General features: G+C 25.4%; 20 protein-coding genes. 12 read left to right on the plus strand and 8 right to left on the minus strand.

Annotation, left to right across the window (positions count from 1 at the left end):
• The first annotated feature begins 152 nt into the window (after positions 1-152).
• From mnmA to ribA, 11 genes are all read left to right on the plus strand, one after another.
• A complete protein-coding gene (gene mnmA / locus ICW73_00600) occupies positions 153-1,256 on the plus strand; it encodes a tRNA 2-thiouridine(34) synthase MnmA (protein ID QNS02089.1) in 1,104 nt (367 codons plus the stop codon).
• Between the two features lie 36 nt (positions 1,257-1,292).
• Positions 1,293-1,922, plus strand: a complete 630-nt coding sequence (locus ICW73_00605) for a DUF489 family protein (protein QNS02090.1) — start codon at positions 1,293-1,295, stop codon at positions 1,920-1,922.
• A gap of 36 nt (positions 1,923-1,958) precedes the next feature.
• Positions 1,959-3,329 (plus strand): adenylosuccinate lyase, encoded by a 1,371-nt coding sequence (gene purB, locus ICW73_00610; protein QNS01960.1) that lies wholly within the window; start codon positions 1,959-1,961, stop codon positions 3,327-3,329.
• A gap of 93 nt (positions 3,330-3,422) precedes the next feature.
• On the plus strand, positions 3,423-4,016 hold the full coding sequence (locus ICW73_00615) for a transglycosylase SLT domain-containing protein (GenBank protein ID QNS01961.1): 594 nt from the start codon (positions 3,423-3,425) through the stop codon (positions 4,014-4,016).
• 58 nt (positions 4,017-4,074) lie between these two features.
• Positions 4,075-4,857, plus strand: a complete 783-nt coding sequence (locus ICW73_00620) for an enoyl-ACP reductase (GenBank protein ID QNS01962.1) — start codon at positions 4,075-4,077, stop codon at positions 4,855-4,857.
• A gap of 209 nt (positions 4,858-5,066) precedes the next feature.
• A complete protein-coding gene (gene rnb, locus ICW73_00625) occupies positions 5,067-7,007 on the plus strand; it encodes an exoribonuclease II (protein QNS01963.1) in 1,941 nt (646 codons plus the stop codon).
• A 104-nt stretch (positions 7,008-7,111) separates the two neighbouring features.
• Positions 7,112-7,759, plus strand: coding sequence for a YchE family NAAT transporter (locus ICW73_00630; GenBank protein ID QNS01964.1), 648 nt, complete (start codon positions 7,112-7,114; stop codon positions 7,757-7,759).
• A 36-nt stretch (positions 7,760-7,795) separates the two neighbouring features.
• Complete coding sequence (lipB, locus tag ICW73_00635) at positions 7,796-8,437, plus strand: lipoyl(octanoyl) transferase LipB (protein ID QNS01965.1); 642 nt, start codon at positions 7,796-7,798, stop codon at positions 8,435-8,437.
• Positions 8,438-8,568: 131 nt separating this feature from the next.
• Positions 8,569-9,516: a lipoyl synthase gene (gene lipA / locus ICW73_00640; protein ID QNS01966.1), complete on the plus strand. Its 948-nt coding sequence runs from the start codon at positions 8,569-8,571 to the stop codon at positions 9,514-9,516.
• 132 nt (positions 9,517-9,648) lie between these two features.
• Entirely contained in the window at positions 9,649-10,359 is a 711-nt protein-coding gene (gene pyrF, locus ICW73_00645) for an orotidine-5'-phosphate decarboxylase (GenBank protein QNS01967.1), read from the plus strand.
• A 114-nt stretch (positions 10,360-10,473) separates the two neighbouring features.
• Positions 10,474-11,070: a GTP cyclohydrolase II gene (ribA, locus tag ICW73_00650; GenBank protein ID QNS01968.1), complete on the plus strand. Its 597-nt coding sequence runs from the start codon at positions 10,474-10,476 to the stop codon at positions 11,068-11,070.
• 336 nt (positions 11,071-11,406) lie between these two features.
• Here the strand turns inward: ribA and cls are convergent, their stop codons facing one another.
• The 8 genes from cls to trpD form a co-directional block, all read right to left on the minus strand.
• Entirely contained in the window at positions 11,407-12,867 is a 1,461-nt protein-coding gene (cls, locus tag ICW73_00655; protein ID QNS01969.1) for a cardiolipin synthase, read from the minus strand.
• Between the two features lie 414 nt (positions 12,868-13,281).
• On the minus strand, positions 13,282-13,656 hold the full coding sequence (locus tag ICW73_00660) for an acyl-CoA esterase (protein QNS02091.1): 375 nt from the start codon (positions 13,654-13,656) through the stop codon (positions 13,282-13,284).
• Positions 13,657-13,731: 75 nt separating this feature from the next.
• Positions 13,732-14,262, minus strand: a complete 531-nt coding sequence (locus ICW73_00665) for a septation protein A (protein ID QNS01970.1) — start codon at positions 14,260-14,262, stop codon at positions 13,732-13,734.
• A gap of 28 nt (positions 14,263-14,290) precedes the next feature.
• Complete coding sequence (locus ICW73_00670; GenBank protein QNS01971.1) at positions 14,291-15,034, minus strand: UPF0259 family protein; 744 nt, start codon at positions 15,032-15,034, stop codon at positions 14,291-14,293.
• A gap of 152 nt (positions 15,035-15,186) precedes the next feature.
• A complete protein-coding gene (gene trpA, locus ICW73_00675; GenBank protein QNS01972.1) occupies positions 15,187-15,999 on the minus strand; it encodes a tryptophan synthase subunit alpha in 813 nt (270 codons plus the stop codon).
• Positions 15,974-17,188, minus strand: coding sequence for a tryptophan synthase subunit beta (trpB, locus tag ICW73_00680; GenBank protein QNS01973.1), 1,215 nt, complete (start codon positions 17,186-17,188; stop codon positions 15,974-15,976). The genes trpA and trpB overlap by 26 nt, the downstream gene beginning before the upstream one ends.
• Before the next feature lie 31 nt (positions 17,189-17,219).
• Entirely contained in the window at positions 17,220-18,581 is a 1,362-nt protein-coding gene (trpCF, locus tag ICW73_00685) for a bifunctional indole-3-glycerol-phosphate synthase TrpC/phosphoribosylanthranilate isomerase TrpF (GenBank protein ID QNS01974.1), read from the minus strand.
• Positions 18,574-19,590 carry an anthranilate phosphoribosyltransferase gene (trpD, locus tag ICW73_00690; GenBank protein QNS01975.1) on the minus strand — a complete coding sequence of 339 codons (1,017 nt, stop codon included), beginning with the start codon at positions 19,588-19,590 and terminating at the stop codon, positions 18,574-18,576. The genes trpCF and trpD overlap by 8 nt, the downstream gene beginning before the upstream one ends.
• A 192-nt stretch (positions 19,591-19,782) precedes the next feature.
• On the opposite strand from trpD, the gene ICW73_00695 reads away from it, so the two are divergent.
• Entirely contained in the window at positions 19,783-20,664 is an 882-nt protein-coding gene (locus tag ICW73_00695; GenBank protein ID QNS01976.1) for a DMT family transporter, read from the plus strand.
• The last annotated feature ends 829 nt before the right edge of the window (positions 20,665-21,493 follow it).

The raw sequence follows: 21,493 nt of genomic DNA on the forward strand, positions 1-21,493 counted from the left end.
TCTTAAATTAAGTTAGTTTTTTATGTATATTATATTTGTATATAATATATAATATATATTTAATTTTTTAAAAAATATATATCGATAAAATATCAATTATTAATTTCTTTAAAATAAAAAAATTGTATGTTTTAAAAATATAAAAATTATTTATTATGATAAAAAATAAAGAAAAGGTTATTGTTGCTATGTCTGGAGGTGTAGATTCATCAGTATCTGCGTGGTTTTTACAATGTAAAAATTATCAGGTAGAGGGTTTATTTATGAAAAATTGGGAGGAAGACGATAATGCACAATACTGTCGTTCTTCTCAAGATTTATCAGATGCTGAAGATGTTTGTAAAAAATTAAATATACGTCTTCATAAAATAAACTTTTCTATAGAATATTGGAATAAAGTATTTCAACATTTTTTAGATGAACATAAAAAAGGTAATACACCTAATCCTGATGTTTTATGTAATAAAGAAATCAAATTTAAATTATTTTTAAATTACGCGTTTAAAAATCTTCAAGCAAACTATATTGCAACTGGTCATTATGCACGTATTAAAAAGTATAATGGCACCAATGTTCTTCTTAGGGGAATTGATTGTAATAAAGATCAAAGTTATTTTTTATACACTTTAAAAAGTATGCAGCTGACAAAAATCTTATTTCCAATAGGTGATTTTCGAAAAGAGCAAATTAGAATGTTTGCAAAAAAAATTGGTTTAAAAGTTGCAAATAAAAAAGATTCTACTGGTATATGTTTTATTGGTCCTAGAAATATAAAAAGTTTTCTTAGTACGTATATTCCTAAGAAAATTGGTAATATTATTACGGTAAATAGGAAAATTATCGGTCAACATGATGGAGCGTATTATTACACTCTTGGTCAGAGAAAAGGGTTAAAAATTGGCGGATTACGTGGGAAGAAGAACCTACCATGGTATGTAGTGGATAAAAATATAGAAAATAATCTGTTGATTGTAGAGCAAGGTTTACATAATAAATATCTCATGTCCATTGGTCTTATCGCTACATGTGTAAATTGGATTAATCCACATGATATTTCTTTTCCATTATCTTGTACGGTGAAAACGCGATATGCTCAAAAAGATATTTCTTGTAATGTAGAATACATAAATGATTTTTGTGTAAAAGTATTATTTCATTTTCCTGTAATTGCAATAACGCCAGGACAATCAGTAGTTTTTTATATAAAAGAAATATGTGTAGGCGGTGGAATTATTAAACTTAGATTACCATTATAATTTTATAGTTTTTAGACAAATAAAGGAGAATATTTTATTAATAAAATATATCCAATCACGTTATCACTAGCAGGCTTATTTCAATCGGCATACCTAGTGCAACAATTGGCGCAATTTGGAAAGTGTGATCACTTATCTTTACAAACGTGCATGAGAAGTATATTGCAAATTGATCCTATTTCTGTAATTGAAATATATGGAAATGATGAGAAAAATCTTAATATTGGATTAAAAACGTTAGTTTCTGTACTAACTTTTTCGAAATTTTCACATGCGTATTTTGAATTAGTTAAATATATTTTTAATATAATAATTATTACAAAAAAATTAAAAAGAAATCATATGTCTATTTATAAATTAAAAAAAAGAATACGTACTATATCTCAAGAGTATTGTATTAATAATGATATGATTTTTTTAGCTAGCCAATTGTCACAATTGTATTTAGATATTATTAGCACATTAGGTTCACGTATTAAAATTTATGGTACTAAAATATTTTTACGTAATGTAGAGATACAAAATCAAATTAGATGTTTATTATTTTCTGGTATCCGATCTGTCGTTCTATGGAATCAATTTGGTGGTAATCAATTACATTTGATAGCTTATAGATGTCATATTGTTCAACATGCAAAAATAATTTTATGTTCTTTAAAAAAATAGCTTTTATATCTCTGTCAAAATTAGGAAAATAACCTTATGGTGTTAACAGTATTAACAGCTATCTCGCCAATTGATGGTCGATACAGTAATATTACCATGTCATTAAGAAATATTTTTAGTGAATTTAGTTTTTTAAAGTATCGACTATATGTGGAAATCGAATGGTTAAAAAAAATTATTAGCATGTCTTCGGTTTTAGAAATTAAATGCATAAAACGCAACGATATTGTTTTAATTAATAAAATTGTTCAAGAATTTAGTGAGATAGACGCAAAAAATATTAAAAATATAGAAAAAATTACTAATCATGATGTCAAATCTATAGAATATTTTTTAAAAAACAAAGTATCTGCAATCAAAAGTTTAAAATCAATTACAGAGTTTGTACATTTTGGATGTACATCAGAAGATATTAATAATATCGCTTATGCTTTAATGTTAAAAGATGCTCGTGTTCAAGTTGTTTTACCGTTATGGAAAAAAATGATAATAATTTTAAAGGATTTAATACTTAAGTATAAAAATATTCCTTTATTGTCTTTAACGCACGGACAACCCGCAACACCGTCAACAATGGGTAAAGAAATTGCTAATTTTTATTATCGTATGCAGCGACAATATAAAAAACTAAAATCAATTAAAATTTTAGGTAAAATCAATGGTACTACCGGAAATTATAATGCACATTTAGCTGCTTATCCAAAAATTGATTGGCATACAGTTAGTCAAGAGTTTATAACAATGTTAGGCATTGCGTGGAATCCATATACTACACAAATTGAACCCCACGACTACATTGCGGAATTTTTTAGTTGTATGTCAATTTTTAATACAATATTAATTAATTTTAATCGTGATATTTGGGGTTACATTTCATTAAATTACTTTCATCAAAAATCTAGAAGTTGTGAAATTGGATCTTCAGTAATGCCGCATAAAATTAATCCGATTGATTTTGAAAATTCTGAGGGAAATTTAGGCGTATCAAATGCATTAATGCGTCATATGATAGAAAAATTACCTATTTCTCGGTGGCAACGTGATTTAAGTGATTCTACAGTACTAAGAAATTTAGGAGTGGCGATCGCTTATTCTGTTATTGCATATCATTCTACGATCTCAGGTCTAGGTAAATTACAAATTAATAAAAAAGAACTGTTAAAAAAATTGAATGCTAATTGGTCAGTTTTATCTGAACCTATTCAAACAGTTATGCGTCGATATGGCATAAAAAATGCATATGAAAAAATTAAAAAAATTACTCGAGGAAAAAAAGTTAATCAGTGTATTATTAACAAGTTTATTTCTGATTTAAACATTCCAGAATCAGAAAAAAAACGATTAAAATCTATGACACCTGTTAATTATATTGGTGGATCCATTGAAATAGTTAATAAAATAAAATAATCATTATTTTTTTTATTTTAAAAATATATAATAAATGTTCTGTTTAATTATTTTGTTATTAATTTTACTAATATATAAGGAGCAAGATATTTCATGACATTGGGGAAAATAATGCTTTTCTTAATACTTTTATCTGGTTGTAAAAAATTTTCGAATACAGAACATCATATAAAAACAAGATATTTTGTTGATAAACAAGCAATAGAAAATTCTATATGTCGTTGGTATAAATTAATAAAAGCAGCATCATGTCAGTATAATGTTGATGCAAAGTTAATAAAAGCTATCATTTATGCTGAATCTTCTGGAAATCCTTATGCTAAAAGCCGTTCTAATGCTGTTGGATTAATGCAAATTAAACCTTCTACGTCTGGCTTAGAAGTATATCGACTACATGGCAGATCCGGTCAGCCATCTGTGCAAATATTATATAATCCACAAAAAAATATTGATATAGGGACAAATTATATTAAATTTTTACAAAAAAAAAATTTATATGGTATCAAAAATCGTGAAACTATGAAATATGCAACTATTGTGTCATATGTTAATGGAGCTAGTGCTTTATTAAAAATATTCGCTAAAAATAAGAAATCAGCAATATCTATGATAAATTCTATGAGCACACAGATGTTCTTGAAATACGTAAAAAAAAACATCCAGCAAAACAAGCAGTGCAATATTTAAAAAAAGTAATAATAATTTATAACTTAATATGAAATATCATATTTAATTGAGTGTTAACATGGGATTTTTAAAAAATAAAAAAATTTTGATTACTGGTATCTCGAATTCTAGATCAATTGCCTTTAGTATTGCAAAAGCAATGTATGCTCAGACAGCAGAATTAGGATTCATGTGTTATAATGATAACATAAGTAAAAAAATAAAATCTTTAGTAGATTTTATGCGTCCTAAGTTTATTTTTTCATGTGATTTGTCACAAGATAAAAGTATTGAAAATTTATTTTTCAATATACATAAAATATGGAAAACATTTGATGGATTGGTACATGCAGTCGCTTATAGTCCCAGAGATCACTTAAAAGGTGATTTTATTCAAAACACTAGCAGAATAGGATTTAACATTACACATGAAATTAGTTCGTATAGTTTTTTAGGTTTAACTAAAGCATGTAGAAACATGTTAAATAGATATTCCTCATTATTAACTTTATCGTATTTAGGTTCTTGTAAAGTTGTGCCAAATTATAATGTTATGGGTTTAGCAAAAGCTTCATTAGAAGCAAATATGCGTTATATGGCTTATACGTTAGGGAAAGATGATATTCGTGTAAATGCAATATCATCAGGACCGATAAAAACGATTTCTTCGCATCAGATTAGGAATTTTAGAAAAATAAAAACGTATTCAGAATCATCAGAAATAATAAAAAATCACACTCTTTCTGAAAACATAGGACATATTTCTGCGTTTTTATTATCTAATTTATCAAATGGTATTACTGGTTCAGTAATTTATGTAGATAATGGCGTAAACATTTTTAGTGATATAAATAATTTATAATTTATTTTGTATTCATACTTTTATTTCTCATATTTACGAAATGCTTATTTTTAATAACATAATATTTTTAATATTCAATGTTATTAAAAATAAAGATTTTATAAAAAAGCGCTTTTCAAGATATCTATGATTATTTTTAAAAAAGTTATATATTTTAATTTAAAATATATAAAATTATTAATTTTATACTATTACAATTGGATTTTATTATGACGTTTCAAAACAATCCATTACTTACACAGTTAAAAAAAAACTTGCATGCTAAAACACCTCGTATCGAAGGTATAGTAAAAAGTACTGCAAGAGGATTTGGATTTTTAGAAACTGATCCACAAAAAAGTTATTTTATTCCTCCAAAAAACATGAAAAAAGTTATGCATGGAGATAAAATAATAGCGTTATTAAAAATAGAAAAAGATAGAGAAATAGCCGAACCTGAGAAACTAATTGAACCATTTTTAAATAGATTTGTTGGCACTATTGAAAAAAAAAATAATAAATTATTTATCATGCCAGATTATCCATTTTTCAAAGATTTTATTGTATGTCAAACAAATTCAAATTATTTAAATAAACTCCAGAATGGAGATTGGGCTGTAGCTAAACTTATAAAACATAAACTTAGGGGCGATCATATTTTTTATGCAGAATTAATTGAAATTATTGCAGAGAAAAACAATTTTTTAATACCTTGGTGGGTAACTTTAGCACATCATAAACTTGAAAAACAGGAACCGCTGTGTACAAAAAATGATCTTGTCTTAAAAGAGCATGATACTAGAATAGATTTAACAGATCTAGATTTTATTACTATAGATAATATAAATACAAAAGATATCGATGATGCTATTCATATTCAACAGATTAAAGACGGTGGATTTTGTTTAACTGTCGCTATTGCGGATCCTACAGCATATATAGCGCACGGAAGTAAATTAGATATTATCGCTTTAAAAAGAGGATTTACGAATTATCTTCCAGGACTTAACATTCCTATGTTACCTCGTGTTTTGTCTGAAGACATATGTTCGTTAAACCCAAATCAGCGTCGTCCTGCTCTTGTATGTCGTGTTTTAATTAACAAAGACGGCAATATTTCAAACAATATTGAATTTTTTTTATCTTGGATTAAGTCTAAATCTAAATTATCTTATGATCATGTTTCAGATTGGATTGAAAAATCCGGAACATGGATACCTCCTACACCATCAATCGAGCAGCAAATACTGTTATTACATGATTTATGTTTGTTACGCATAATATGGCGAGAAAAAAATGCAGTTTTGTTTAAAGATAATTTAGAATATCGTTTTCAATTATCTGAATTTGGAGTGGTAATAGATGTACTGGCTGAAAAAAGACGTATTGCACACAAAATTATTGAAGAAGCAATGATCATTGCAAATATTTCAGCAGCAAATTTTTTATCTAAAAATATTGGATTTGGAATCTATAATGTACATTTTGGATTCGATTACATTAATGCAGAAAATGTAGTTTCTTTCTTAAAGCAACATAATTTAAATTTTAATGTACAAGAAATAATGACATTAAAAGGTTTTTGCAATTTAAGACGCGTATTAAACATATTGTCAAATAAATATATTGAAAGTCGCGTACGTCGTTTTCAGTCTTTTGGTAGTTTTAGTATCACACCCGGCCCTCATTTTGCTTTAGGAATGTCAGAATACGCAACATGGACATCTCCTATTCGTAAGTATAGTGATATAATTAATCATCGATTATTAAAATCGATAATAAAAAACGAAATACCTATTAAACCAACAGAAACAATTAAATTAAAAATATTAGAGCAAAAACGTCGTAATAGAATGGCTGAAAGAGATGTTTCAGATTGGTTATATACTTTATTTTTACAACATGAAAAATTTACAAATAAAACATTTAATGCTGAAATTATTGATATCACTAGGAACGGAGTTCGAGCGAAACTGTTAGAAAATGGTGCTAGTGTTTTTATTCCTGGCATTTTTATACATTATAATCGAGAAGAAATAATTTTTGATCAAGAATTGGGAAAAATTTTTATTAAAAATATTATGTTATATAAAGTGTCTGATATAATTCAAGTAACTTTATTTGATGTGAAATTAGAAACACGTAGCATAGTGGCTAAGTTAAAATATTAAAAATATTTTACTGATTATTAGATATTCATATATAAAAATTTTTCTAGTCAAAAAAATAATCTTTTCATGAATTATAAAAATTTAATACTAATTAGGAGTATAATATGAATATTTCAATTTTTGATTTATCTATATATATAAAATTCTTTGTTAGTTTATGTGCGTTAGTGAATCCAATTGGCATGATTCCTATTTTTACAACTATGACAAACAATCAGTCTATTATAGAAAGAGAAAAAACAAACTTGACAACAAATATGTCTGTAGCATTGATTTTGTTCATATCTTTATTTTTTGGAAAACATATTTTAAGTGTTTTTGGAATATCAATTGATTCTTTTCGTATTGCTGGTGGAATACTAATTGTTAGTCTTGCTTTTAAAATGATTAGTGGACAATTTATAAATTCGGTTAAAACAAAACAAGATACTCAAAAACAAGAATCGTTAAATAATATTAGTGTAGTTCCGTTGGCTATGCCTCTTATTGCTGGACCTGGAGCTATCAGTTCAACTATTGTTTGGAGTACTTATTATCCATCTTGGATAAACTTATTTGGATGTAGTATAGTAATTTTTTTATTTTCATTTTTGTGTTGGACATGTTTTCAAGTCGCTCCATGTGTAGTTAAAATTTTAGGAAAAACAGGTATTAATATAATCACAAGAATTATGGGTTTGCTGCTCATATCGTTAGGAATAGAATTGATTAATACAAGTTTAAGATCAATTTTTCCAGGACTGACATATTAATTTTTTTATATATTTATATGAAAAATTGGATATATTTTGAATAACAAGATAATTTACTTTCGTAATTTAGGATTAGAAAATTGGTTTACTACTTTTGTCAAAATGAATGATTTTGTAACATTACGTAATTTACATACATTTGATGAAATTTGGTTTGTTGAGCATTATCCAATTTTTACTCAAGGACAATCGCAAACACAAAAAAATATGATATTTTCTAATATGATTCCAATTGTAAAAACTAATAGAGGAGGTCAAATTACGTACCATGGACCTGGGCAACAAATATTATATTTTTTGATTGATATTAGGCGTCGAAAGATCTCGATTCGTACTTTAATTAAAATTATGCAAATAATAGTTGTAGAAACATTAAAAAAATTTTCTCTGCATTCTTATATTAAAAATTTATTACCTGGTGTATACGTGAACAAAAAAAAAATATGCTCTTTAGGATTAAGAGTGCAAAATGGTTCAACATTACATGGTTTAGCATTAAATGTTAACATGGATTTAACACCGTTTAGTTATATTTATCCATGTGGAGATAAAAATATCCAAATGACACAAATACAAAATTTTTATCCAAACATTCAAATAAAAGATGTAAGAAAAGTGTTAATTCAAAATTTATCTAAGTTTTTCGACGCAACCTTTGTAAATGTTTTATCGCGCTAATAATATAAGTATCTTTAAAAAGATAATATAAAAAATGTACTGTACATTTTATCAATAATAAACATCTATAAACTTTTATGTTTAGTAATATACATTATTAATTTTTATTTTTAATGAAGACGATAAATTTAATGAAAAAAAATCAAGATTTTTTTTTAAGAAAAATAACACCACATGTCATTCCAACTAAAAGAATATTACATTCAATAAATAAGCTAGAAAAACCAGATTGGTTGAAAGTAAAAATACCAACTGATACGTTTCGCATAAGAGATATGAAATGTATCTTAAGAAAAAACAATTTACATTCTGTTTGTGAAGAAGCAAAATGCCCAAATTTATTTGAATGTTTTAATAATGGTACCGTAACATTTATGATCCTTGGTTCAAAATGCACACGAAATTGTCCATTTTGCGCAGTATCTCATGGTAGACCAGATTCAGTAAATATTCATGAACCAGAAAAATTATCTAATACAGTATATGATTTAAATATTAATTATGTAGTTATTACATCAGTAGTTCGCGATGATTTATATGACGGCGGTGCAAAACATTTTGCTAATTGTATAAAAGCCATTCGAGATAAAACAAAAACGATTAAAATTGAAATATTAGTTCCTGATTTTCGAGGAAGAATAAAATTAGTATTATCAATTTTTGCATCATCATTACCAGATGTATTCAATCATAATATTGAAAGCGTACCCCGATTATACAAACAGATTCGACCTGGTGCAAATTATAAAAAATCATTATTTTTACTAGAATCTTTTAAAAATAAGTTTTTTCATATTCCAACTAAATCAGGTTTAATGTTAGGGATTGGTGAAACTGATTTAGAAATTATTGAGGTCATGAAAAATCTTTATTCTAGTGGAGTTACGTTGTTAACTATTGGACAATATCTTCAACCTAGTATTCATCATCTTCCAGTTCAACGATATATACCGCCTTTAGAGTTTCAGCATTTAAAAGAAGAAGCGTTGTCTATTGGATTTGTCAATGCTTTTTGTGGTCCTTTTGTACGTTCGTCATATCACGCGAGTGTTCAATCTTGCATATCTTTTAAAAAGTGAATTCAAATAATAATTTGAAATGAATTGATAGTTACAAATATTGTATAATATTATGTATAATTGTTAAATTTTATATGAAAAATAGACTGAAAAAATAGTTTGCATTAATATATTATATACTAGAGGTGCGGTGTGTTACATCCTAATTTTTTAAATATACCAAAAATTATTATTGCACTGGATTTTTGTAATAAAAAATCAGCTATGAAATTAGTAAGATTACTTAATCCATCTATTTTTTATTTAAAAATTGGAAAAGAAATGTTTACTATTTTAGGTGTGAAATTTGTAAAAGAATTGCATCAATTAGGATTTAATGTATTTCTGGATTTAAAGTTTCATGATATTCCCAATACTGTATTTAATGCTACGAAAGCAGTAGCAGATTTAGGTGTATGGATGTTAAGCGTGCATGCTTCTGGAGGAAGAGAAATGCTAATGTCTGCAAAAAAAGCATTACAATCTTTTAAAAACGCACCTTTATTAATTGCTATAACTGCATTAACTAGTTTAACAGAAAACGGATTAAGGGAAATAGGTATTCATATGTCATTATCTGAGTATATTTTTATTTTATCAAGGTTGTCTAAAGATTGCGGTTTAGATGGTATTGTATGTCCAGGTCGAGAAGCAAAAAAAATAAAATGTTTACTTGGAAAAAAATATAAAATTATTACTCCAGGAATTAGAGACATAGAAGATAAATTATATGATCAGAAAAACGTTATTTCGCCTAAGAAAGCGAAAAAATACAAAATAGATTATATAGTTCTTGGTAGATCAATTACAATGTCTATAGATCCAATTAAAAAATTAGATTTAATTATAAAATCTATGCAGTGATTTTTAAATTGAAAATTATTTTTTATTTTTAATTGATTGATTATAATTTATAGTATGTAATAAAAATAATGTATTATTAGTTTTAAACATATTAAATTTGACCTTGGAGAATATATGCAATTAACCAAAATAGATAAATCGATTTTACCAACACGTTGGGGTGATTTTTTGATATTTGGTTTTGAAGAGAATAAGAGTGGAAAAAACCATATTGCTTTAGTATATGGGAATGTAGAAACAGAACATCCTGTTTTATCTAGAGTACATTCAGAATGCTTAACAGGGGATGCATTATTTAGTTTACGCTGTGACTGTGGTATTCAATTGGAAATGGCAATGAAACGAATTGCTAAAGAAGGTAGTGGTATATTAATATATCATAGACAAGAAGGTAGAAACATTGGATTACTTAACAAAATCAAGGCTTATTCTTTACAAGACCAAGGTTTAGATACAGTTGAAGCAAATCAAAAACTAGGTTTTTCTGCTGATGAAAGAGATTTTTCCTTATGTGCAGATATATTCAAAATATTACGTGTAAAAAAAATTCGATTATTAACAAATAATCCATTTAAAATCAAAATGCTTAGAAATTCCGGAGTGAATATTGTTGAAAGAGTGCCCCTTATTGCAAAAAAAAATTCTAAAAATACTAGTTATTTAAAAACTAAAGCTAAAAAAATGGGACATTTATTATTTAATGTAAAATAATATTTATAAAAAATATTATTTGATTGTACAATGGTGTTTTATTAAAAAAACTTAAAATACTATTTATATAGTAACTGTATTATTAATTATAAAATTACTAATTTGAATAATTAGATCTATTTTTATAGATTTCATAGTTTTAATGTCATTCAAAATAAACATTTAATTTACACATCAATGTTTATAATATTTTATAATTAAAAATTATAGATAAATTTTTATATTTGTTTCGATCTATATAAATAAAAATGTAAACATTTATATAAAAAAACATTTTTTTATCTGGATATAAATAGAAAAAACATCTTTTTTATAAAAAATACAAAAATCTATTATTCATAATAATGGACTGAGAAAATAGAATATTTTTTCTAATATTTTTTTCCATAGTGATCGCATTATCCAATGTTTTTTGTCTAATAACTTCGAATTGGAAATGTATTGATGTTGTATATAGTCTAATTTTTTTCCAATATTTTTATCATCAATAACTAAAGTAATTTCAAAATTTAACCACAGACTTCTCATGTCTAAGTTTACAGTTCCAATTAAACTTAATTCTTGATCTATTAATATACTTTTGCTATGTAACACTCCATTTTTAAATTGATAAATTTTTACACCTGCATCTAATAGTTCGGTAAAAAAAACTCTACTGGCCCATTTTACTAAGATAGAGTCATAATACAAGGGAATGATAATATTGACTGTGACGCCTCTTTGAGATGCTATACAGATTGCTTGCAACAGATCGTCACTAGGTACTAAATAGGGAGTGGTTATTGTTATCTCATTACGAGCAGAATAAATCGCAGTTAATAATACTTGTTGAATCACGTTTTCAGGAAAACCTGGACCAGAAGCAATGACTTGAATACTTGTATTTTGATAAAATTGATGTTTTTCTATTTTAATATCCGGTAAATTTGGTAAAATTTTACGACCTGTTTCAATTTCCCAATCACATGAATATATAATACCAATAGCAATGGCTATAGGGCCTTCAACTCTTGTAACTAAATCAACCCATTGACCAATTCCTAAATATTGTTTAAATAAACAAGGATCTACTAAATTCATGCTTCCAGAATATGTAATATAGTTGTCAATCAAAACGATTTTTCTATGTTGTCTTATATCGATACGTCTTGAAATAAGACATAATAAACTAATCTTCAAAGATTCTACAACTTCAATACCAGATTTTCTCATAATTTTTACCCAAGGACTACGAAAAAACTCAGAACTGCCAGCAGAATCAAGCATTAATCGACAGTATATGCCCCGTTTAGCTGATGCAATCAATGCCATCGCAACATCATCCGCTATACCGCCTGGTTTCCAAATATAAAATACCATTTCAATATTTTTTTGTGCTAAATTTATATCGCGTATTAAGATAGTCATAATTTCTTGAGTATTTGTTAATAATTTAAGATTATTACTTTTAATACCGAGCAAACCCTGTCGATTTTTACAGAGCTGGAAAACAGCTGTAGCTACTACGCTGTTATGTTTTTGAAAAATATCTTTACAAGACTTTAATTTAGACAGCCATATATTTGATGTAGACCAAATTTTGTTTGCGATTTTTTTGTGTTGTTCCTCTAAATATAATTCACCAAAAAAAAACCAAGATAAAAAACCAAAAACAGGAACAAAATAAATAGTTAAAATCCAAGACGTTGAAGTAGATATACTACGACGTTTAATTAAAATTTGAATAGTAATACGAAAAATCAAAAACCAATATATTAAAAATATAATATATTTAATCATGTAATGAAAAATGTTCATCCGTTGAAAGTCCTATTGCAATTTTTAAAATTTTTTTTTAATATTTTACGAAATATTTTATATTTTAAAAAAATATAAATTTTATGTGTAAAATATCAAAAATAGGATGTTTTATAAATAATACAATTTTTCAAACATATATTAATAGAGATTTTTAATTATACTTTAGCAATATTATTTTTATATATAAAAAATAAAATATTGAATATAAAGCCGTCATATACTATTTATACGAAAAATTAAATTATTTTTCAATATACAATATTCTTATTTATATGTTATTACTAAAATTTTCATGTGGTTTAAAATTAATGAAAATATAGTTCATATTTTATTGTTTAATAATCAATTATTAATTTTTGATTTTCTTGAATAAATTTCTGGTTATATAGTACTTTCATTTGTTATTATTTTTTAAATAATACTCATAGGTAATAGTTCACGAGGTTTTCCTGTTGAATCAACAGCAACATAAATTACAATTGCTTCTGCTGCAAGATAAAATTTCCCTGATGGTTTAGATCTCAATGTTTTAATCCATACTTCAATTTTTATTGTAATTGAACTTTTTCCAATTTTAGTAGAATGAGCATAACAAATAAAAAGATCGCCAACAGCTATAGATTTTAAGAAAATAATTTTTTTTATTTGTGCAGTAACTACCTTTTCGCCAGATATTTCTTTTGCTAAAATTGCACCTCCCATATCTATTTGAGATGTAACCCAGCCACCGAATATATGGCCATTTGAGTTAATATTTTCAGACATGGTTAAAATTTTTAATACAATTTCTCCCTGGGGAAATTTTTTTTTTTGACATAATTAACTTTTCACTTATTTTGTTGAATATAATATATGATGTATTTATTTTTTTTGAATTTTGAAATTTATATATATGCTTGTTATTAGTATTAATAAAAACGTCAAAATCGAAAAACCAAATACTTTAAAATTAACCCATACCCTTTCTGAAAAGAAAAACATTATATAAGTATTTAAAATACTGCACAATAAGAAAAATAATCCCCAAAAAAAGTTTATTTTATACCAATCTATATCAGAAAGTTTTATTTTAGTATCTAAAAATCTTTGTATTATGGGTTTTTTTGTAAAATATTGACTGGTAAATAATGCTATAGAAAATATAAAATAAATTATTGTAATTTTCCATTTTATAAACTGACTATCATGAAAAAATATTGTTAAAATACCGAATATAAAAACAGTAATAAAACTAAATAAATTAATTTTGTCTACTAAATCATTAATAATCCAATCATACAAACATATTAAACCTGATATAAAAATTAACAATCCTGTTGCAACAAAAATATTATAATATTTGTAAAATATAAAAAAAATTAACATTGGTAAAATATTTAATATGTGTTTCATATGAAAAACCCAAATGTCTTTATTATTTTTAAGTACGCGAAATAAGCATATAAAAGCGAAACAAATATACAATTAGAAAAGAAAATAGCATATTTGTACTTATATTTAAAATAAAAAAAATAATGTTTTTGTTAAAAAAACAAAAATTAGAAAAAATAATTGTTAAAAAAAATCTTCCAATCATCCAAAACAATATACTTGGACCTATAATATTTATGTATTTCCAAGAAATGTATACACTAGAACACATTGAATCTATTAATCCATGTTTTTTGAATGAAAATATAATAGGTGATAAAGATAACAATATTGATAGCAAAATCCCAGGAATAATTAAAAACATAAAACCTAATTGAATTATAATAGCAGTCAAACAATTTAAAATAAATATACTTGGTATAAATTTGTATAAAAAATATACTAAAAAAGTAATTGGTTTGTTTCTTTTTTCTAATGAAGATAGAATTAAAGTAATAATTCCACCTAATAGCAATGTTTTACTTATTAATAACATAATAATCTTTAATATCGAATATTTAAACAATTCGTATTTTTCTGCTTGATTCATATTATTTATTAAATCCAATAAAGAATTAGAATTAATAAAATTTTTTTCTTCTATTATAGACATAATATGTACATCTGGCTGAATAAATGTATCAATTGTTATATTGATACAAGCGATCGCTAAAGATATAAATAGAATGTTTTTTATTTGTTTTAAAAAAAAATAATATGTATCATGACGTAGTGCGTTTATCGTAATAGACATATATACTCCTTTGAAACATTATATATTAATATAAAATTATACATATTATTTTAGAGTAGCATATTTCTTAAAATATAGAACCATTTATACTGAAGACTACGAATTAACTATATTAAAACAAGTACAATTTAGTATGTGTAAAAATTTAAATACTAACTATGCCATTTTGTAGCATTTTTTAGAATGATGGAACAATTCTTTATTTCATTAATCATTTTTTTTTCCTTGTTTAAATAATGTTCAATTATGTTTATAATTACCGATCCACATATGACTCCAGATACCCCTGAAGACAATATTTTTTTTATTTGTCGGGTGTTAGAAATACCAAAACCTTGTAATAATGGAATAAAATTATATTTTTTTATTTTTTTTATAAAATCTTTAGGTAAACATTTGGTATCATTTTTTACTCCAGTTGTGCCAGGGTGTGATAACAAATAAATATAGCCTTTTGCATATAAGGAAAGCTTATGCAAAAAAACGTCATTAGCATCCGGAGGACATACAAAAATAGAATTTAATTTATATTTATTTGCAGTTTGATAAAAAATATCTGATTCTTCGATAGGCGCATCTGCAATTAATATAGAATCAAGATTAGAATTATAACACTGTAAGTAAAAATTATTAATGCCCTGGCTGTATATAATGTTAGCATATGTTAGAATGCCAATAGGTATGTCAGGAAATCTTTTTCTAATTGTTTTTAATGCTGTAAAATACGATGCAAGTGTATTTTGGTTTGATAAAGCACGCAAATTTGCGCGTTGTACAGTAGGTCCATCAGCTAATGGATCTGAAAATGGAATACCAATTTCTACAGCATCTGCGCCGTTTACTATTAACGTTTCTATAATTCTTAATGATATCTCTATAGATGGATCACCTATTACTACAAAAGGTACAAAACAACCTTCTTTTTTTAACAACAATTGCTTAAATATTTTCTGATATCGATCCATCGTGTTTTTCCTTATTTTTTAAAATATCATGTATTGTAAAAATATCTTTATCACCTCTTCCAGAAAGATTAACTAAAAAAATTTGTTTTTTTTGAGGATGATTTTTCATTAATTTTAATGCATATGCTAACGCATGTGAAGATTCTAATGCAGGAATAATTCCCTCTTTTTTACATAATATTTTAAAAGCAGATATAGCTTCTTTATCAGTTACTGAGACGTATTTAGCGCGATTAGTTTTTTTTAACCATGCATGTTCAGGCCCAACAGATGGAAAATCTAAGCCAGCAGAAATAGACCAAGATTCTTGAATTTGGCCTTCCTGATTTTGTATCAAGTATGACTTCATACCAAAATAAATTCCGGTTTTACCCCGACTTAATGGCGCACCATGTTGTTTTGTATTGATACCATGACCGCCTGGTTCTACACCAATTAAATCTACCTTTCGATCTTTAATAAAATCATGAAAAATGCCAATTGCATTAGATCCTCCACCAACACATGCAATAACCGAATCTGGTAATCTATTTTCTTGTGTTAAAATCTGCTTTTTTGCTTCCTGACCGATCATGCTTTGAAATTCGCGTACAATGGTAGGATATGGGTGAGGACCGGCTGCTGTTCCAATCATATAGTGAGTGGTTTTGTAATTACCTGACCAATCTCTCAAGGCTTCGTTACATGCATCTTTTAACGTTCCTGATCCACTATTTACAGATATCACGTTTGCTCCCATTAATTGCATGCGAAAAACATTAGGGTGTTGTCTTTTAATATCTTTTTCACCCATATAAATTTTACATTTTAGATTCAATAATGCACAAGCAATTGCTACAGCTACACCGTGTTGACCAGCTCCTGTTTCAGCGATAACTTTTTGTTTTTTCATTTTTACAGCTAATAATGCTTGTCCTAAAACTTGATTTGTTTTGTGTGCTCCGCCATGTAATAAATCTTCTCGCTTAAGATAGATACGTGTTTTTGTATTTTTAGTTATATTTTTACACAGTGTTAGCGGTGTTGGTCGTCCAGCATAATTTTTTAACAAATCAAAAAATTTTTTCTTGAATATAGGATCATTTTTTGAAGATACAAAATGTTCTTCTAACTCATATAAAGCAGGCATTAAGATTTGAGGTACGTACATGCCTCCAAAATCACCGAAATAAGGATTAAGTAAACCCATATAAATTATTTCCTATAATGCATTTAAAAAATTAAGAATATTTTAATTGATTCAAAATTAATTTAATTTTATTCTCGTCTTTCACGCCCGGGAATTTTTCTACACCAGAATTTAAATCTAATCCTGAACAGTTCAGTTGAGAAGCTAAAATACAATTTTTTGAATCAATTCCACCTGCTAAAATAACATTATCTAGGATTTTATGGTGTAAAATTGACCAATCAAAAGGTGTGCGATTTTTTGTTTTACAAGCATCAAACACATATTTATTGACATTAATATAATTCATATTTGGAAATGTAGATGTAATGGAATAAACTTTCCAAATTTTGATTTGTGCAGGTAATATTCTTCTTAAAATATTAATATATTTTTGATCTTCTAATCCATGTAACTGTATTGCATGTAAAGATAACGTTTCAGCAATGTTTGCAATAATTTTAATATTTTCATTTTGAAACACGCCAACATATTTTAATTTTTTATTTATAAGAATATTTTTTGCTTGTTTATGTGTAATATTTCGCGGGGAATTATGTACAAAAATTAATCCGCCGTAAATAAAACCGTATTTTTCGGCAATTTCAATATCAATAGAACGAGTCAATCCACAAATTTTATTTTTTCCAAATATTACAGATCGAATAGCTGTTTCTAAATTTTTTTTAGACATTAAATAAGATCCAATTAAAAAACCATGTACAAATTTTTTTAATTGTTTAATTTGACGATATTTTTTTATTCCGGATTCGCTAATAATAGTTATATTATTTGGAATTAATCTAGATAATAAGCAAGTTTTATTTAAATCAATAGATAAATCATGCAGATTACGATTATTAATGCCAATAATTTTCGCATTCAATTTAAGAGCACGTTTCACTTCCTCTTGATTACTTACTTCAGTTAAAACACCCATATTTAATTTTTTTGCAATTTTAACAAATTGTGCATACTGTTGATCATCTAAAATAGATAACATTAATAAAATTGCGTCTGCTTGGTAGTATCGAGCTAAATAAATTTGATATGCATCAATAAAAAAGTCTTTGCACAAAATTGGTTGAGGAACATTTTTGCGAACTATTTTAATAAATTTTAAATTCCCCCAAAAATATTTTTCATCTGTAACAACAGAAATTACAGAAGCATATTTTTTATATACATTAGAAATTTCAATCAAATTAAAATCTTTTCTGATTTCGCCTAAAGATGGAGAAGATCTTTTACATTCTAAAATTAAACCAAGTTTTTTTTTATTTAAAGCGTGATCAAAATTACGAGTATTTATTGTTATTTTATTTAGAAAAGTAACTAACGGTTTCTTTTTTTTTTGATATACAATCCAATTATATTTATCTGATATAATCTTTGTAAGTTTTGTTTTATTCATATTTTTTTTCTTTCAATGCATGCGAAACATTTATAATGTGTTGATAAACATCTCCACTACGAATTTTGTTTAATGCTAGCTGTGTATTTTTTTTTAAATCATGTTCTCCGAATAATTTTAATAACATTGCAACATTCACTGCGATTAATTCTTCATAAAACGCACTACCTTGTCCTTGCATAACATTTTTTATAATAGAATAATTTTGTTCTGGTGAAGATTGAAAAAAAATAGGATTGGTATAATTTTTAAGACCAAAATCTTCTGGTGTTAACTTATATGAAACAATATTACTATTATTTAATTCAGAAACATACGTTTTTCCCCATAACACGACTTCATCAGTGTTGTTACCATGTACAACTATAGCACGTTTATATTTTAACTGTTTTAAAATCTCAATTGCTGGAATCATAAAATTTTTATTATATACACCTATTAAAATTATAGACGGTTTAGCTGGATTAAGAAAAGGACCTAATATATTAAAGATTGTTCGAATTTTTAAAAATTTACGAACAACATTTACATTTTGAAAGCCATGATGATATTTAGGAGCAAATAAAAAACAAATATTTAGTTTTTCTAAACATTGACGGGAAGCGTTTGCAGAAACGTTTAAATCAATATTAAATTTTTTTAAAAGGTCAGCAGATCCACATGTACTTGATATACCTTGATTACAATGTTTAATAATTTTAAATCCGCATGCAGATGCTACAAAAGAGCTTGCAGTTGAAACATTTATAGTATTTTTAAGATCTCCACCCGTTCCAACGATATCAGAAAAAATATAGTTAGGACTTGGAAAAAATTGCATATTTTCTGAAAAAAAGTGTATTGCTCCTATTATTTCGTCTATGGATTCACCACGTTTATGCATTTTAATTAATATTGATTCTAAAAACGACCGTTTTAATTCTCTAGAAGTTATAAATTTAAATAATTGGTAACTTTCATTTTGGTTTAAAAATTGTAATTTATCGATTTTCTCTAAAATTTTTTTCATATGTTACCTTAAAAGAATTTTTTACTAAAAAATACTCTTTATTTTCTGAATATAAAAACATATTAATATTAATTTTTTAATAAATTTTAATAATAATTTATTGACATAAATAGCTCAATGCAAATTTTATTTATTAAAACAAGAGAAATGATTATTTCATGATATATTTTCATGCATATAGAGGATTTGAATATGAATAGGATAATAATATTGTTATTATTTTGTTTTATATCTTTTACTTGGGGAACGACATGGATTGCTATGAAAATTGCAATAGAAACAATTCCTCCATTTTTTGCGACTGGAATACGTTTTTTAATATCTTCTCCTATATTAATTGCGTTTGCTTATTTTAAAAATACACCACTGCTATTTCCATATGGTCAAAGATGGTTTCAGTTGATTATTTCTATTTTCTATTTTTCTATACCATTTACTTTAATGTTGTACGGCGGAATTTATGTAAGTTCATTTGTTAGTTCTATTATTTTTGCAAACATGCCCGTAGCAGTTTTAACTGTGTCATATTTTTATCTTAAAAAAAAAATGTTGTTAATACAAAAAATTGGTGTAATGGTATCTTTAATTACACTATTTATTATTTTATTAATCGAATTAGAATCAGAACGTTTTTTTCAATGGCAGGGTATTTTATCTTTACTTTTAGCTTTATTTAGTCATGCGATGATTTATTCTGAGTGTGAAAATAGATGTCTTAATATTTCAGCAATTACTTTCAATGCATTACCGTCCTTAATATCTGGAATATGTTTATCTATCATATCTTTTTTTATAGAGCATCCTCACTTTAACAACTTTTCTGATAAGTCTATTTTAGCTTTATTATACCTTGGAGATTTTTCTGGAGTATTTGGAATTTTATCGTATTTTTATTTGCAAAAAAAAATTAGTACTTTTTATGCTTCTATTGTTTTTTTAGTTTTTCCATTTATATCTGCATATTTAGAAAATTATATTTATCAAAATACTATTTTATTTCATCAATTATGGTTAATAATACCATTATTTTTTGGAATTTTTTTAACTTTAATACCGAAAAATGATCTGAAATAAAAAGTAAAATGCTCATGTAAAAGCAATATTTTAATTGCACAAAACTTCAAAAATTGCCGAGAAAAGTAAATTATTTCTTATTTTTAGGTATAATTTGCATAAAAATATTAAATTCATGATTCTAATTTAGAATATATGTGTTAATAATACAAAATATATTGTGAATAATTTGATTAACTAAAAATTTGTATAATACATATAAACAACATATTTTATAAAATTAACATTATGTGATAAATTATTGATTTAAACATATTTAATAATAAAAAATACGTTATAATAACATCTAAAAACATTTTTTAGATCATACATTATTATTTTTGAAAATGAATTAAAACAAAGACACTAAATCTCTGTGAACAAAATTTATTATTTTTTATCATCATAATAATTTTAAGGTATGTTTATATTTTAAAAAAATAAAAAAATATTATATATACATTTTTAAAAAATTTAAATAAAAATGTCATTCATGACAAAACATAACGAAAAAATAGTTATTATTTTAAAGAAAAATTAAACTATCAAAAATTAAAAAAATATTTTTTCAAATATATAAGTCAAAATGTTTTACAAATATGCAGAGGTTGAAATAACAAATATATCATGTTGTTAAAAAAACAAATTATACAAAAATTGTTATTAAAAAAATAGACGATATCCTGTATTAAAATACAGAATTACTTTTATTTATGTTTCAGTTTTTTGAAATGTATACAGTGCACAAACCTAATATTTTCTAGGAAAATTTTATATAAAATATTTTTTTAATTTTATAAATTTTATGCGTAAAAAACGAAAATAAAGAGATGCTTGAATACTAATATAT

It is taken from the genome of Buchnera aphidicola (Pentalonia nigronervosa) (genome assembly GCA_014622685.1).
GTDB classification, from domain to species: domain Bacteria; phylum Pseudomonadota; class Gammaproteobacteria; order Enterobacterales; family Enterobacteriaceae; genus Buchnera; species Buchnera aphidicola_BD.